Consider the following 15,478-nt stretch of genomic DNA (forward strand, 5'->3'; position numbering starts at 1 on the left):
CTGGCCCTAAAGGTGATACCGGTCCTACTGGCCCTAAAGGATGTCCTGGTCCTACCGGCCCTAAAGGATGTCCTGGTCCTACCGGTCCTAAAGGATGTCCTGGCCCTACCGGCCCTAAAGGTGATCCTGGTTCTAACTGCTCTGCATTTGGATTTGGCACTAATATATGTACTAACAATATAAACATTTGTTCTAATAAGACACTTCTATCATTTCCAAATGATATACAATTAAAAAATGTTAAATTAAATAACGATAATAACGTATTTACTATTAAAAAAAGGGGATATTATTTTATAGAATATAATATAAACTGTATTACAGATATTGAGATAAGTTCTAGATTATTAATTAATAAATTACCAGTTAGTGCATCCCAAAGAACTACAAAAAACAATAACTGCAACTTATTATCAAATCTTATAATTAAACTCAATGCCGATGATACCCTTAGCCTGCAATTATTCAAAAAAGATAATTCTTGTAATCGCATGTCATATATTAAAAATGCTTCTATAACAATTATAAAATTAGACTAAGCTTATATAGAGGATTGCTCTACAGCAATCCTCTCTTAAATATAGATATTATATAGCTTACAATATATAATAAATAATTATAATATTTACAATAAAAAAAATCACAACTCCAAGCTTAAAGCATACTATATAGTATAAATACTGTATACTTCTCAGAAGGAGGAAAATTATGTCCATAAATTTTGACAAATTTGTGCCACGCCCTGGCCTTGTAAATAAACAGGGACGTCTACCAGATCCCTCAGAACTAGTTTGTGTTGAGGTACCTAAAGTTTTTGATCAGTGTTTAATAAAAAGATGTCTTTCATATTGTGAAGGACATGATACAGATAGCACAGATTGTGAATTAAGAAGTAATCCACTAGATAATCCAAAGATATTTGTAGGTTGTAGGGATTTTAAAATAACATTAAAATCTGTAGAGCAAATTCCTATCCTTGGTAAAAAAGGTTTTAAAAAAATAATACTCTGCTATGTAATATCATTTTATGCAGATTATATTGATTGCAATGCAGCAAACAAATGTGAGTTTTTTGAAATTAATAGACAAGATGTAATTGGCAAGTTTTATTGTCCTGATTCAATAGCTCAGGTATCAGATGATCACATAAACTCGGATAAATCAAATGAGTGTAATAAAAATATTATAAAACTTGAAATGGTAGCAGACGCACTTCAAGGTGTAATTACTGAATGCAATAATAAAAAATACCTTGATATTACGTTAGGATATTATATTGTAGTTAAGTGTGAAATAACAGTTCAACTTTTAATACCTACTTATGATTATTGTCCAATACCTAAAGAGCCTTGTCCACCTGAGCCAGAAGAAAATGTATGTGATAAATTTAATAAGTCTCCTGTACCTAAATTTTATCCAGAACAAAATTTAAAACCTCTATTTCCTGATTCCAAACCAAAGCCCAAAACAGATGAATATGAAGATGAGGACGAATACGAAGAACAGGATGGAGGCAACGACTATAACTAATATACAATTCATAAATATATAGTATTATTTATAAAAGAAGGAGCACATTAAATCACTCCTTCTTCCTAAATAATTTTGACATAAATGATTGATTTCTCTCAAATTCCAATTCTCCTTTAAGCTTACTATTTTCTTCCATCAAAGAATTCACTTCTTCTTCAAGCATTTTATTGTCCTTATCCTTTTTATTCAAACTACTTTTCATATTATTTATAAAAATTCTTTGCTTTTTTAGTTGTTTCTTTACCTCATCCAATTCCTTTTGGATTTTTTGTTTAACTTCCATAAAAAAGTTGCAGTTTTCCTTTAATCTTTTCTTTTCTTGAATCATTCTAGCAATTTTGTCTTCATATTCCTGAGCAATAAGTTTCCTTTTTCTCATATGAATACTAAAGGAATCAATTTTCTCCTTAAGTACACTGTTTTCATAACATATTCCTTTAAACTTTTCTTTTATTTCCTCTATACTATCATCATCATTATTTATATCAAAATTATTATTTAATTTATTATTTGATGACATATCAATGCTACTTTTAGCTAAATTTTCAAAATAAAAGATATATAGGCCATCATCTTCAGTACCATAAATTATATCTACTGTATTTTTCTTTTCCACACTTAAAAAGTTGTAAGCTTCAATCGGAGTTTCCACCTCCTTATTAAACTTAACTATCTTCTCCCACTTTCCAAGCTTATATCGTGAAGAATATATATGATTTTGCTCAAACCATGAAATGAATAGATTATTATCTATATAAAATATAATAGGCTCAATTGGTTCCTCAATTCCGCTATAAACTGTATATTCCTTCATGTTCACATCATCTTCAATTCTTACATATTCAATAGAATATATATTTCCTTCTTTAATTTTATTGATTATATTAAATTCATATGGAGTATTTAGTAATCTAAACATTATATTATCTCCCTGAATTCCATATAGCCTTTTCGGATCAGTCCAGGAAACTCCATCATACACACAATAATTAAGAGATAATTCGTCTCCTCTATTTGAAACAAAAAAAATATCAATACAATTTTCCTTTTCAATTTGTAGTTCATAATACTTATAAACTTTATCTGACAAAACTATATGCTGAACAGTATTTAATTTTATTTCTTTTCCATTCCAAATACAATGTTCTAAAATTCCACGTTGAGTTCCATCTACTGCAGCCATTAAATAAAATAAATGCATTTTGCCTTCCAATATTATAGTCTTTAACTCCTGTATTTCAAATTTATTTATTCTTGTATCATAAAGCTCTTCTCCAAACCAATTATTATCCTTCCTAGTGCAATATCGCATCTTATAATCTTTATTTACATATAATATATGAATTATTCCATCTTCTATAGATATAGTAAACTCCATTACTTCTCTGTCAATGATTTTCTCTTCACTCCATTTTTTATCTTCAGACATTATTTTATATACTAATTCATAAGTATCATTTAAATAAACCTTCCACATATTATTATCAATGGTAAATAGCCATGGGCGTCTTTTCTGCATACATATCAGCTCCTTTATTTACATTTTAATGCTCATAAAATGCACTGCAAACAATCACAATTACAGCAATAAAGCATATTATTATACTGTAACCATTGTATAAGTTTCCTTTATCATAATATTAAAAAGGAGGATAATTTATGTCCATTAATTTCAATAAATTTGTACCACGTCCTGGCCTTGTAAATAAACAAGGACGTCTACCAGATCCTTCTGAATTAGTTTGTGTTGAAGTACCTAAAGTATTTGACCAATGCCTAATTAAAAGGTGTCTTGTATACGATGAAGGGCCTGATACAAAGAAAACAGATTGTGAATTGAGAAGTAATACTCTCACTGATCCTAAAGTATATACGGGAAGTAGAGATTTTAATATAAAACTACTATCTGTAGATGAGGTTCCACTTAAAAGTAAAAAAGGCTTTAAAAAAATTATTATTTCTTATGTTATTTCATTTTACGCAGATTTTATTGATTGTAACGGTGTAAATAAAACTGAATTCTATGAAGTTAATAGAACCGATATAATAGGAAAATTCTATTGTCCTGATTCAATAGCTGAAACTTCTGCAAATTCTTCACCCGATGCATCTTCCAAACAATTAAATTCAAATATTATAAAACTAGAAATGGTTGCTGATGCACTAGAAGGTAAATTCACCAAAAATTCCGACGGATCTTCTGTACTTGATATTACACTAGGCTACTATATTGTTGTAAAATGTGAACTTATTGTACAACTTTTAATTCCGGCCTATAGTTACTGTCCAGTTCCAAAAGAGCCATGTGAAGAAGAGCCTGAAGAAAAACCATGTGAAATATTTAAAAAAGCCCCTGTTCCTAAATTCTATCCAGATCAGCACCTGAAGCCACTATTTCCTGACCACGAAAATAAAGAAAATAACAATGACTAACTAATATATTTAAAGTAGCTTATGTTATCACCTTTTCTCATAATTTTCATATATTATAGTAGAAGCTGATGACAAAATTGTCAATAAACTAATTTTTACTTCAATACTACGCATATAAATAAGGAGGATTTTATTTATGAATTCAATGTCAAAATATTATAAAGATGATTGTGATCCTTGTAAAAATGGGAGAAAAGATTATTACGATGATTATGATAAGCATTATAAAAAAGAAAAAGATTGCCAGGCTATTGTAAAATGCAGTTGCCCTAGTTCAAGCACAATACCTATTGGTGCTTTAGCTCCAACTACATTTACCCTTGCTTCTCTCAACCTAAATACTGCCAAATTAAAGAATCCATGTGTCAAACTTGAATTTGCAAGTAATATTATTGTAGCAGGTACACTTACTGCAGGTACTTTATCAATACAAGTATTTAAACAATGTGGAAGACAGCTTACACCTACTCCTATCGGAACTGCATGGACTCTTAGTCCATTAACAGTAGATGGTACAGCAGGGTCAGCTACAACATTTTCTTTCTTCGTATGTGACTGTGATTGCGGTTCCTGTTTTGATGACTGCTGCACATATACAGTAGTTGCAACACCTACCGTAGCTCCTGTGGGTAGTGCAATTTCTATCAATAATTCAACATTAGGAGCAATAGCTGCATGTGAAGAAAAATGTTATTAATATAACTATTACAACTCAAGGTAATACACCTTGAGTTTTCTTTATAAACGGAGGTGGTGTATTGGTACATCATATAACAATTAGTCTCTGTATGATAGTGAAAGATGAAGAAAATGTAATAGGAAGATGCTTATCTTCAATAAAAGATGTTGTAGATGAGATAATAATAGTAGACACAGGCTCTTCTGATAATACTATAGATATGTGTAAAAATTTCACTGATAAAATATATAATTTTAAGTGGATAGACGACTTTTCTGCTGCAAGAAACTTTTCATTTTCCAAAGCAACAGGCGACTATATATTATGGCTGGATGCTGATGACGTAATATTGCCGGATGACATAAAAAAATTTAAGATATTAAAAAAAAGTTTGGACACTAGTATTGACTCTATAACTATGAAATATAATGTTGGATTTGATGAGTATGGGAATATAACCCTAAGCTACAGACGCAACAGATTAGTTAAACACTCTAAAAACTTTAAATGGATAGGCTTTGTACATGAGTATTTGGAGGTATATGGCAATGTTATCAATAGTGATGTTTCAGTAACTCATAAAAAGATAGACTTCAAACCTAAACGAAATATTGAAATATACGAAAATAAATTAAAAGAGAGAGTAAATTTTTCCTTGAGGGATATTCTCTACTATGCCAATGAACTATATGATCATAATAGATTCAAGGAAGCCCTTAAATACTATACGAGATTTCTAAATTCAAAACAGGGATGGTCAGAAGACAATATAAGGGTTTGTAATAAAATATGTGATTATTTTGAATCCATAAATCAAGAATATAAGGCAAGATCATATATATTTAAAAGTTTTGAATATGATTCTCCAAGAGCTGAGGGCTGCTGCAGACTAGGATTTTCCTTCTTAAAGGAAAATAAATTATATCAATCCATATTTTGGTATGAAACAGCTTCTAAATTAGAAAAACCTCAAAACAGCCTTGGATTTTTTAATGATTCTTATTGGACATGGCTTCCCCATCTCCAACTCTGCGTATGTTATGATAAATTAGGAAAACATGAAATTGCCTATAAGCACAATGAAATTGCAGCTAAATTCATACCAAAAGATAAAAGAATTTTGTTTAACAAAAAATATTTTTCAGGTATTGGGATATCGTGACATAAGTAAAGGAGTTATATTAGTTACTTTAACTATATAACTCCTTCATTTGAGTTCTTTCTATAGTAGTTTATTTTCTTCCAATACTTGAATTATATTGGATACCCTTTTCTCCCAACTATTATTTAATGCAAATTCTCTTCTAGAATTAATTAATTGTTGAGTTTCTCCATTAATTGCTATATCTATATTTTTCATGAAATCATTTTTACCTTTTGATATATAGCAAATATCTTGTAATTTTCCTACCTCATATATCCCAGTACTTACTACTGGCTTGCCTAGTGCCATATATTCATATAATTTTATGGGATTACAGCTGTTTGTCATTTCATTTACTTTAAAGGGTATAATACAACAACTAAAATTACTAATATAATATGGAAGATCTTCATATCTTTTTTCACCTAAAAAATAAATATTGTCTTTATTAAAATTTAAATTCACATCTCCATATTTAGGACCGACAAATACAAAATCATAATTGCTGCTTATCATATAATTTACCAATTCCCAGTCTATCCATGTAGCTACAGCCCCAACATAGCCTACAATTCTCCGTTTTCTAGGTAGATCATGTGGAATTTTATTTTTAGTCAATGGGAAATTATCAATATCAAGCCCATTTTTTATAATGTAGGTTTTATTGTGTTTTTTTGAAAACTTCCTATAAAGAGCATCTGCTGTTACAAATACTATATTTGATTTGTTTAACATATCCTCTACATATGAATTCCAAACTGCAAATTCATGTGAATAGTCATCTACGATATCATATATAACATAATCATGATATATACTGTCTATTCTAGTTATCTGTTCCGGAGATGAAAACCACAATATTATTGGTTTAACTAATTTGTTCACATCTATTTTGTAATTCACTCCAACTTCATATAAGTTTTCATTTATTTTTATAAAATAATCTTCATTTACATTATCTATATAATATACAGTGTGACCTTTTTCACTTAATTTTCTCATTATTTGCTGAGGCCTTTGATACATTTTATTGTATGGAACTGTAGGCATTTGAATAAAAGTAGCCATTTTCAACCTCCGATAACTTAATTTATTAAATTTATATAACTGTCATATAGCGTATCTATACAATTTTTCCAATTGAAATTATAACTTACATATTTTTTTAATTTACTGTTTTTACTAGCCCTTATGGCATATTCAATAGATCTTTTTATACTATCTTCATTATATGGATTACAGTAAATACACATATCCCTAAAATACTCCCTAGAACTGCCCTCTTCTGTAGATATTATTTTACATCCAAGTGAGGCCGCTTCAAGAGATGATAAACCTGGTGTTTCCACAAAGCTTGGCAATATATGTATATCAGCATATCTATAGGCATTGTACAAATTATATCTATCCATAAATCCCAAATACTTGACATTTCTATACTTCATACAATTCATAAAGTATTGTTCATCATTTATGTCTCCAATAAGCACCAAATCATAATTGGAATCTTTTAATACTCTACTCAATACAAGTTGATTTTTTCTATTACATATTCTAGCTGAACATAAAATATATTTTCTTAGACTATATTTTTTTCTAAAATTAAATTTAGGATAATTTCTATCTTCTAGTTCAATTCCATTATATACGACTGTATAGGGAACATTCATGCTAAAATCTCTACATATTTGCTCTGCCTCCAATATGCTGTTAGGATATATCATACTGCATCCTTGGAGTATTTCTTTCCTGTATATATTGCTTTCATCCCATAATTTTATACTTTCTTCATCCTTAACAAAATTATAGTATTTTTTTAGATTCCAGTATATAGGAGTTAATACTATGTTTTTATTATAAAATCTGGCTATTTTATAATAATTATATGTTTCCCCTATTCTTGTAAGATTAAATAAGTGTATAATATCATAATTGGAGTAATCTCTTATTGATCCTTTATTTATGTGTATATCAACATGCCTTTTCTTTAAATATTTCAAGGTTTTTATAAATTGCATCGAATCCCCTGCAAAATTTTCAAGATAGTCCTTTCTTATACAAAATAGTATCCTCACTCCATAGCTTCCCCCAATGTATCAGCGCTTAATATTATTATATGTATATTATAAATTTTAGTTATCTATTCAAAATAAAAAGATCCGAACTAATTATCTACAATTAGTTCGGATCTCATTTTTTTTTATCTTTTAAAAGAGGATTCTTTCTTTTTCTTTCTTTTGCTAAATTTATCTGATTTTCTTGCAATTTATTTTGAAGATCTATAAGTTTATACTTCAATGTCTGAATTTTAAACCTACTTTCCTTATTTTCCAATTTTAATTTTGTATTTTCCTTCACATAGTCCTCAGCTGCATTTTTAGTCATTTCTATTTCTTTCTGTAATTTTTTAATTTTATCTTCATCTTCCTCTTGATGTGTGTTTTCTTCATAATTCTTTAATCTTTGTTCAAGTTTTGTATTAAATTCCTGTGTCTGTTTTAACTTATTTTCATATGCTGTTTGAATCTTTTTTAGTTTTTGTATTTCCTGTTCAAGTCTCTCATTACGTTCTTTGGTTTTGAACATATCGTCTGCTACATTTACAGCTGACAGTATAGCTGCTGAGGAAGTGCTTAATTTATTATTATTTTCCAATATATTTTTTACTTTTTTGTCTACGTAAGTAGATATTCTATGTAAATATTCCTCTTGCTCGTCCCCTTTTAAGTTATATTCAATGCCATTTATAATAACTGTTACTACGTTCATTTGAACACCCTCTCAGATATAGCTATTTTCAGTATTATATAAGACTATTTTATCACAAATTACATATATATCAAATAGTATTTAGTACGAAATTTCAAAATTTGTAAATTATATAATTATTATGCATTTAATTTTCTCAGACATAAATAAGGAAAAATAATATACCGATAAAATCTACTATCGGTATATTATTTTTAATATATCTATCTTAATTTTGCACCAAACTTATTTTCCAAAGATTTCAATATCTTTTCATGAACTTTGTTTACTTCTTTATCTGTCAATGTCTTATTTTCCACCCTATAGGATATGGAATAGGCAATAGATTTTTTACCATCTTCTACTTGCTTTCCAGTATATACATCAAAGAGCTTTATATTTTCAACCATATTCCCACCCTTTTTCAATATAACTTCTTCTATATCCTGAACCAAAATATCCTTATCTACCAATATTGCAATGTCCCTTGATACTGCAGGAAATTTTGGAAGTGGTTTATACTTTATATCTGAATCAGCATATTTATAGAGTAAATCTAAATTTAACTCTGCCAAATAGCATCTTTCATCTATACCATAATTATCTGTTACACTTGGATGTATTTCACCAATTACCCCTACCAAATTTTTCTTTATAAACAAGCTTGCAGTTTTACCTGGATGAAAACTTGGATTTTCACTTTCTCTTTTAAATGAGAAATTATTTATTTTAAGATTATCCAAAATATTTTCAACTACACCTTTCAAATCAAAATAATCAGCTTTCCCATACATTCCTATGGCTACTATATTATTTTCTACTGGAAGTTTGCTTAAATCCTTACCTGGTATATAAGTCTTTCCTATTTCAAATAATCTAACGAATTTATTGTTTCTAGAATAATTTCTACTAAGTGCTTCCATCATTGAAGGAATAGTAGTAGTTCTCATTATACTATAGTCCTCACCTAATGGATTTTTTATGGATACTACATTTCTCAGGCTGCTGTCTTCTGGAAGGCATATTTTATCAAAAACCTTTTTACTATAGAAAGAATAACTTATGGATTGATTCAATCCACTTCCAATTAAAATATCTATAAGTTTATCATCCATCTTCTGCTTTGGATTCTTTCCACCTTTTGTACTTACACTTTCTATCATAGTAGAAGGGACTTTACCGTACCCATATATTCTTGCTACTTCCTCTGCTACATCTTCTCTTATATTTATGTCACTTCTAAAGGTTGGAACGTATATTTTTAATACATCTCCATTTAATCCTGTATTTAATTCAAGTCTGTCTAAATAATTTACCATATCTTCTTTAGATATATCTGTACCTAAAAAACTATTTATCCATTTAGAATCAACCTCTACATAATGAGGTTCAACTCTTTCATTATAAATGTCAATATTTTCCCCAATTATCTCACCTGCATTAAGTTCCTCTATTAAGTGACAAGCTCTATCCATGGCAAGTTTTGCGAGATTTGGATCGATGTCTTTTTCAAACCTTGATGAAGCTTCTGTCCTTATAGCAAGTTTTTGACTGGAAACTCTTATATTGGTTCCATCAAAATTTGCACATTCAAAAACTATATGTGTAGTATCATTCTTGACTTCTGAATCCAATCCACCCATTATTCCTGCAATACCTATTGCTGTACTTCCATCTCTAATAGTGAGTATACTGTCATCAAGTTCCCTTTCTTCTCCATCCAATGTAGTAAACTTTTCACCATTTTCAGCTCTTTTTACAACTATATTGTTAGATTTTATCTGCCTTATATCATAAGCATGCATTGGCTGACCAAGCTCCAGCATGACAAAATTGGTTATATCAACTATATTGTTTATAGGTCTTACTCCTGCCTCTAAAAGTCTTTCCTGCATCCATCCAGGTGACTGCTCAACTTTTACATTTTTTATTTCTTTAGCTATGTATCTTTTACAAAGTGCATCTTCTATATCAACTTTTAATGTATTTTCAGTTTTTTCACTTTCCGACTCACTATATGTAACATCTGGCATATTGTACTTTGTATTCAAAGTAGCTGCAGTCTCCCTTGCTATTCCTATAACACTCAGACAATCCGGTCTGTTTGATGTTATTTCAAAATCTATGATACTGCTCTCCATCTCCAAAACCTGCTTTATATCTTTTCCAATTGGAGTATCCTGTGGAAGTATCATAAGTCCATAAACTGGTTTATCTCCTGCTATTCCAAGTTCCTCCTCAGAGCAAAACATTCCATTTGATAATATTCCTCTAAGTTTTCCCTTCTTTATCTTCATTCCACCATTAAGGGTTGAACCATGAAGCGCAACTGGAACTATATCCTGTTCCTTCATATTCGTAGCTGCAGTTACAATTTGAATTGGATCTTCTTTTCCTATATCTACCTGACAAACAACTAATTTATCTGCATCCGGATGTGGTTCTATTTTTATAATCTTTCCTGTAACTACATTTTTTATTTCATCTCCTGTAGTAACGACTTCTTCTACTTTTGAGCCACTTAAAGTCAGTCTGTCTCCTAACTCTTTAGCTGGAATATCTATATTAACATAATCTTTTAACCATTTAACTGGAACCTTCATAAAATTTCCTCCTTAAATACATATTGATTTTAGTTATAAAGTTTAAAATTGATTTAAAAATCTCATATCACTTTCATACATATTTCTTATATCATCTATTCCATATTTCAACATAACCATTCTGTCTACTCCCATTCCAAAAGCAAATCCGCTGTAAACTTCAGGATCTATTCCACAGTTTCTAAGTACTTGAGGATGAACCATACCGCATCCTAAAAGTTCTATCCATCCTTCACCCTTGCACACTTTACATCCCTTTCCATTACATACAAAACAGGTTGCATCCATTTCTGCTGATGGCTCTGTAAAAGGAAAATGATGAGGTCTGAATTTGGTCTTCATTTCACTTCCAAACATCTTTTTAGCAAATAATTCAAGAGTTCCCTTCAAGTTTGCAAAAGTTATTCCTTTATCTACTACAAGTCCTTCCATTTGATAGAATATAGGAGAATGCGTAGCATCTACTGCATCTGAACGATAAACCTTCCCTGGTGATATCATCTTTATAGGTGGTTTTTGCTTCTCCATAGTTCTTATCTGGGTAGGAGAAGTTTGAGTCCTTAAAACTACATTGTCATTTATATAGAAAGTGTCCTGTTCTCCTCTTGCAGGATGATTTTTAGGTATATTAAGTGCCTCAAAATTATAATAGTCCTTTTCAACTTCAGGTCCATCTTCTATAGAGAATCCCATTGAAATGAATATTTGCTTCATCTCCTCTAGTGTTTGCTCGAGAGGATGCCTTTTACCTATAACCTGTTTTCTTCCAGGCATAGTTATATCAATAACTTCACTTTCCAATTTACTTTCACGTTTTAATTTCTTTATCTTGCTTGAAGTCTCCTCTATAGCACTTTCAAGAGTATTTCTTATTTCATTGGCAAGTTTTCCTATTACCGGCCTTTCCTCTTTTGAAAGATCCTTCATTCCTCTAAGTATTTTAGTAAGCTCACCTTTTTTTCCAAGATACTTGACTCTTATATCCTCTACCTGTATATCATCTTTAATGTTTTTCAGTTCATCAATAGCATTTTGCTTTATGTCATCCAATTTTTCTTTTATCATATTGCTTGCTCCCTTCATTAATATATAGACAAGTTCATAAAATTTTCAAAATAAAAAAGTCCATCCTTAACATAGGACGAACTATAACTATCCGTGGTACCACCCAAATTGATATTTTTTAAATATCCTCTTAAATAGATTTAACGATCTAATACGCCAACTGCTACTCTTGTTCACACTTGGGACTCCGGAGTGAACTTCAAAACACGATTAATTTAAGAAAATTTTCAGCTGTAATTTTCTCTCTCTATGAAACAATCAAACTTCTACTCTCTCCATCAAAGTCAATATATAATTTATATTACATGTTTTTAATATTACAATTATTTTATTATATTGTCAACATTAAACTAATTCGAATTCTGTCTTACTATCTCAAACATCATTATAGAAGCAGCGACGGAGGCATTTAGAGATTCTGCTCCTCCCGGCATTGGTATTTTTACTTTAATATCAGACATATTCATTATATCACTGCTTAGTCCATTTCCTTCATTGCCAACTGCCAATATTATTTTATCATTTAATGAAACATCGTAAAAATTAAATTCAGTATCAAGAACACTTGCTACAATTTTAAAACCATTTTCTCTTAAAAATTTAACTTTGTCAAGATTGCAATCTTCAATTATTGGAACATGAAAAATGGAGCCCATGGTGGATCTTAATGTTTTACTATTGTATATATCCACTGTACCTTTTGTAATTATTAACCCCAATGCTCCTGATGCATGTGCACTTCTTATTATAGTACCCATGTTTCCAGGATCTTGAACTCTGTCTGCCAATACATAGAATCCTATTTTATTTTCAACTTCCAACTTTTTATCATCAACTACAGCAATTATTCCCTGGGAATTCCCAGTATCACTTATAGTTTTAAATGCTTCATCTGATAAATAATATATTTTACTATTATTCTGATAACATATACTCTTCATAGATTTGTAGTTTTCCCATTTGTCCAATGCATTCTCATTTATAAAAATTATTGAAACATTGAATTGTGATTTTAAAGCCTCTTCTACAAATCTAAATCCTTCTATTAAGAACTTGCCTTTTTCACTTCTATATTTTCTCTCTTTTAATTTCTTAGCTTCTTTAATCTGCAGATTATTTTTACTTCTTATTATATCCATTGAACTTTCACCTGCATCCTGTATTTAAAAATATACTGAATAAATTATAAAAGAGTGTAGAAAACTACACTCCTATGTAAAAACATACTATGCACTTAATTGTTTCTTAGCTATATCAGCTAATTCAGTAAATGCTTTTGGATCATTTATTGCTATTTCTGAAAGCATTTTTCTATTTAAATCTACACCTGCAGTTTTTATACCATTAATAAATTTTGAATATGAAAGACCATTTAATCTTGCTGCAGCATTTATTCTTGCTATCCAAAGTTTTCTAAAATCTCTTTTCTTTAATCTTCTTCCTACATATGCATTTCTAAATGCTCTTATAACGGACTCATTTGCAGTTTTAAATAATCTTCTTCTTCCACCATAATAGCCTTTTGCTAACTTTAATATTTTTTTATGATATTTACGAGCATTTACCGCTCTTTTTACTCTTGCCATTTTTTAACCTCCTTCTCGAAATTCCTAATTATACATAAGGTAATAAATTTTTCATAGTTTTTTCTTGAGACTGTGAAACATATCCTGTTTTTCTAAGATTTCTCTTTACCTTAGAAGTTTTACCTGATAATTTATGACTTTTAAAAGCTTTTGCTCTCTTAAGTTTTCCTGTTCCTGTAACCTTAAATCTTTTTGCAGCGCCTCTGTTAGTTTTCATTTTTGGCATGACAAATTCCTCCTCTCAATATATTATTACTTTTTAGATGATAAAACCATTATCATATTTCTTCCTTCAAGCTTTGGTCTCTTTTCTACTACACCAATATCTTCAAGCTTAGAAGAAAAATTTTCTAATATTTTTCTTCCAGTAAATGAATATTCTGCCTGTCTTCCTCTAAATCTAACAGTTACTTTAACTTTATCTCCTGCGTTCAAAAATTTTCTCGCATGATCGGCCTTGATGGAGATATCATGTTCTTCAATAGTAGGGCTAAATCTAATCTCTTTAATATTTATAACTCTTTGATTTTTCTTAGCCTCTTTCTCTTTTTTAGTTTGCTCGTAAATGAATTTACCATAGTCCATAATTTTACAAACCGGTGGTTTGGCATTTGGTGATATCATTACCAAATCCAATTCATTTTCCTCTGCAATTCCAAGAGCTTCTTTTGAAGATATTATTCCCAATTGACTTCCATCATTTCCAATAACCCTTACTTCTTTTTCTCTTATATTTTCATTTACAAGAAAGCCTTTGCTAATAGTTTTCACCTCCCAAGTAAAATTACCTAAACAGCACATATAAAAAAGAGACGGCACACGCCGTCTCTTAAACTCCAATAGTAAAAGTATAATAAAGGATTTATATTCAAATCCTTGATAACCATACCAGCAGCATTACGCGCTGTAAGGTGAGAAACGGCTGGTTTCTTCTTTAACTCAATGTCCTTAATTATACTATCAATATTTCTCATTGTCAATAAAATAAATTTAAAATTTCATTTTTTTTACACTGCCCATTTGAAAATGTGCTCCTATTTTTGTTTCACCAAGGCAATAGGAACATATAGCTGATGGCATAGTAAATCTAAGTTTCTTGCCGTCAAAATCTTCAACTCCATCTGCGTTTTTAAAATTCATTCCAAGTTGAAAAGCTCCCTGTCCAGTTATTCCATTTACAAACAAAATTCTGGTCTTGGGATTTGACTGTTTTACATGAAATGAAAATACCTCTCTTTCGGCCTGAGATACAATGTCACCCTTTGTTATTACTACAATATCTGCAAATTTTAACATGGGACCTATTTTTTTAGGAGTATTTACTCCAGAAAGACAGTCTATTACACATACAGAAAGAACTCCTCTAATATGAGGCGAGCATCTATTGCACAAGCCTGCACTTTCAGTTATCAAATAATCAAATTCACTTTCTATTCCCCATTTAACACAATCTTCTATATTGCTTACATAAAAGTGATCAGGACAAAGGCCTCCGGAAAGACCAACTTTTACATCCACTCCTGCTTTTTTATACAATTCATCATCATATGTGGAGAGGCAGTCAAATTTTATAACCCCTATCCTATAATTACTATCCTTAAGATTTTTTACAGTCTTCAAAATAACAGATGTCTTCCCAGAAGATGGCGGACCAGCTACAGTTATTAATTTCATATACTCATCCCCT

General features: G+C 30.1%; 16 protein-coding genes and 1 other annotated feature. Of the genes, 5 read left to right on the forward strand and 11 right to left on the reverse strand.

Annotated elements, in window-relative coordinates; translation table 11 throughout:
• On the forward strand, window positions 1-539 hold a 539-nt coding region (locus J418_RS15420; RefSeq protein ID WP_017894768.1), incomplete at its 5' end, for a collagen-like protein.
• A 169-nt stretch (window positions 540-708) separates the two neighbouring features.
• Window positions 709-1,530 carry a hypothetical protein gene (locus J418_RS0103085; protein ID WP_017753399.1) on the forward strand — a complete coding sequence of 274 codons (822 nt, stop codon included), beginning with the start codon at window positions 709-711 and terminating at the stop codon, window positions 1,528-1,530.
• Between the two features lie 52 nt (window positions 1,531-1,582).
• Here the strand turns inward: J418_RS0103085 and J418_RS0103090 are convergent, their stop codons facing one another.
• Window positions 1,583-3,052 (reverse strand): coiled-coil domain-containing protein, encoded by a 1,470-nt coding sequence (locus J418_RS0103090; protein ID WP_017753398.1) that lies wholly within the window; start codon window positions 3,050-3,052, stop codon window positions 1,583-1,585.
• A gap of 140 nt (window positions 3,053-3,192) precedes the next feature.
• On the opposite strand from J418_RS0103090, the gene J418_RS0103095 reads away from it, so the two are divergent.
• From J418_RS0103095 to J418_RS0103105, 3 genes are all read left to right on the forward strand, one after another.
• Window positions 3,193-3,966 (forward strand): hypothetical protein, encoded by a 774-nt coding sequence (locus J418_RS0103095; RefSeq protein WP_017894769.1) that lies wholly within the window; start codon window positions 3,193-3,195, stop codon window positions 3,964-3,966.
• A 136-nt stretch (window positions 3,967-4,102) separates the two neighbouring features.
• Window positions 4,103-4,663: a DUF4489 domain-containing protein gene (locus J418_RS0103100; protein ID WP_017753396.1), complete on the forward strand. Its 561-nt coding sequence runs from the start codon at window positions 4,103-4,105 to the stop codon at window positions 4,661-4,663.
• Window positions 4,664-4,754: 91 nt separating this feature from the next.
• Window positions 4,755-5,807 carry a glycosyltransferase family 2 protein gene (locus tag J418_RS0103105; protein WP_017894770.1) on the forward strand — a complete coding sequence of 351 codons (1,053 nt, stop codon included), beginning with the start codon at window positions 4,755-4,757 and terminating at the stop codon, window positions 5,805-5,807.
• A gap of 60 nt (window positions 5,808-5,867) precedes the next feature.
• Here the strand turns inward: J418_RS0103105 and J418_RS0103110 are convergent, their stop codons facing one another.
• The 10 genes from J418_RS0103110 to J418_RS0103155 form a co-directional block, all read right to left on the reverse strand.
• Window positions 5,868-6,857 (reverse strand): glycosyltransferase, encoded by a 990-nt coding sequence (locus J418_RS0103110; RefSeq protein WP_017894771.1) that lies wholly within the window; start codon window positions 6,855-6,857, stop codon window positions 5,868-5,870.
• A 17-nt stretch (window positions 6,858-6,874) separates the two neighbouring features.
• Window positions 6,875-7,864, reverse strand: coding sequence for a glycosyltransferase family 4 protein (locus J418_RS0103115; protein WP_017894772.1), 990 nt, complete (start codon window positions 7,862-7,864; stop codon window positions 6,875-6,877).
• Between the two features lie 115 nt (window positions 7,865-7,979).
• Window positions 7,980-8,558: a cell division protein ZapA gene (locus tag J418_RS0103120; RefSeq protein ID WP_017753392.1), complete on the reverse strand. Its 579-nt coding sequence runs from the start codon at window positions 8,556-8,558 to the stop codon at window positions 7,980-7,982.
• A gap of 203 nt (window positions 8,559-8,761) precedes the next feature.
• A complete protein-coding gene (gene pheT, locus J418_RS0103125; RefSeq protein ID WP_017894773.1) occupies window positions 8,762-11,140 on the reverse strand; it encodes a phenylalanine--tRNA ligase subunit beta in 2,379 nt (792 codons plus the stop codon).
• A gap of 42 nt (window positions 11,141-11,182) precedes the next feature.
• Complete coding sequence (gene pheS / locus J418_RS0103130) at window positions 11,183-12,202, reverse strand: phenylalanine--tRNA ligase subunit alpha (protein WP_023625477.1); 1,020 nt, start codon at window positions 12,200-12,202, stop codon at window positions 11,183-11,185.
• Between the two features lie 72 nt (window positions 12,203-12,274).
• Window positions 12,275-12,496, reverse strand: a binding site (T-box leader).
• A 59-nt stretch (window positions 12,497-12,555) separates the two neighbouring features.
• The gene (locus J418_RS0103135; protein WP_017894775.1) at window positions 12,556-13,344 is read right to left on the reverse strand and encodes a TrmH family RNA methyltransferase; all 789 of its coding nucleotides are present in this window, start codon (window positions 13,342-13,344) and stop codon (window positions 12,556-12,558) included.
• A gap of 87 nt (window positions 13,345-13,431) precedes the next feature.
• A complete protein-coding gene (gene rplT / locus J418_RS0103140; RefSeq protein WP_017753388.1) occupies window positions 13,432-13,791 on the reverse strand; it encodes a 50S ribosomal protein L20 in 360 nt (119 codons plus the stop codon).
• Between the two features lie 28 nt (window positions 13,792-13,819).
• Window positions 13,820-14,017: a 50S ribosomal protein L35 gene (gene rpmI, locus J418_RS0103145; protein WP_017753387.1), complete on the reverse strand. Its 198-nt coding sequence runs from the start codon at window positions 14,015-14,017 to the stop codon at window positions 13,820-13,822.
• A 26-nt stretch (window positions 14,018-14,043) separates the two neighbouring features.
• Window positions 14,044-14,562 (reverse strand): translation initiation factor IF-3, encoded by a 519-nt coding sequence (gene infC / locus J418_RS0103150; RefSeq protein ID WP_023625476.1) that lies wholly within the window; start codon window positions 14,560-14,562, stop codon window positions 14,044-14,046.
• 219 nt (window positions 14,563-14,781) lie between these two features.
• The gene (locus tag J418_RS0103155) at window positions 14,782-15,465 is read right to left on the reverse strand and encodes a GTP-binding protein (RefSeq protein ID WP_017753385.1); all 684 of its coding nucleotides are present in this window, start codon (window positions 15,463-15,465) and stop codon (window positions 14,782-14,784) included.
• Between the last annotated feature and the right edge of the window lie 13 nt (window positions 15,466-15,478).

The organism is Clostridium tyrobutyricum DSM 2637 = ATCC 25755 = JCM 11008 (genome assembly GCF_000359585.1).
Lineage (GTDB): Bacteria > Bacillota > Clostridia > Clostridiales > Clostridiaceae > Clostridium_B > Clostridium_B tyrobutyricum.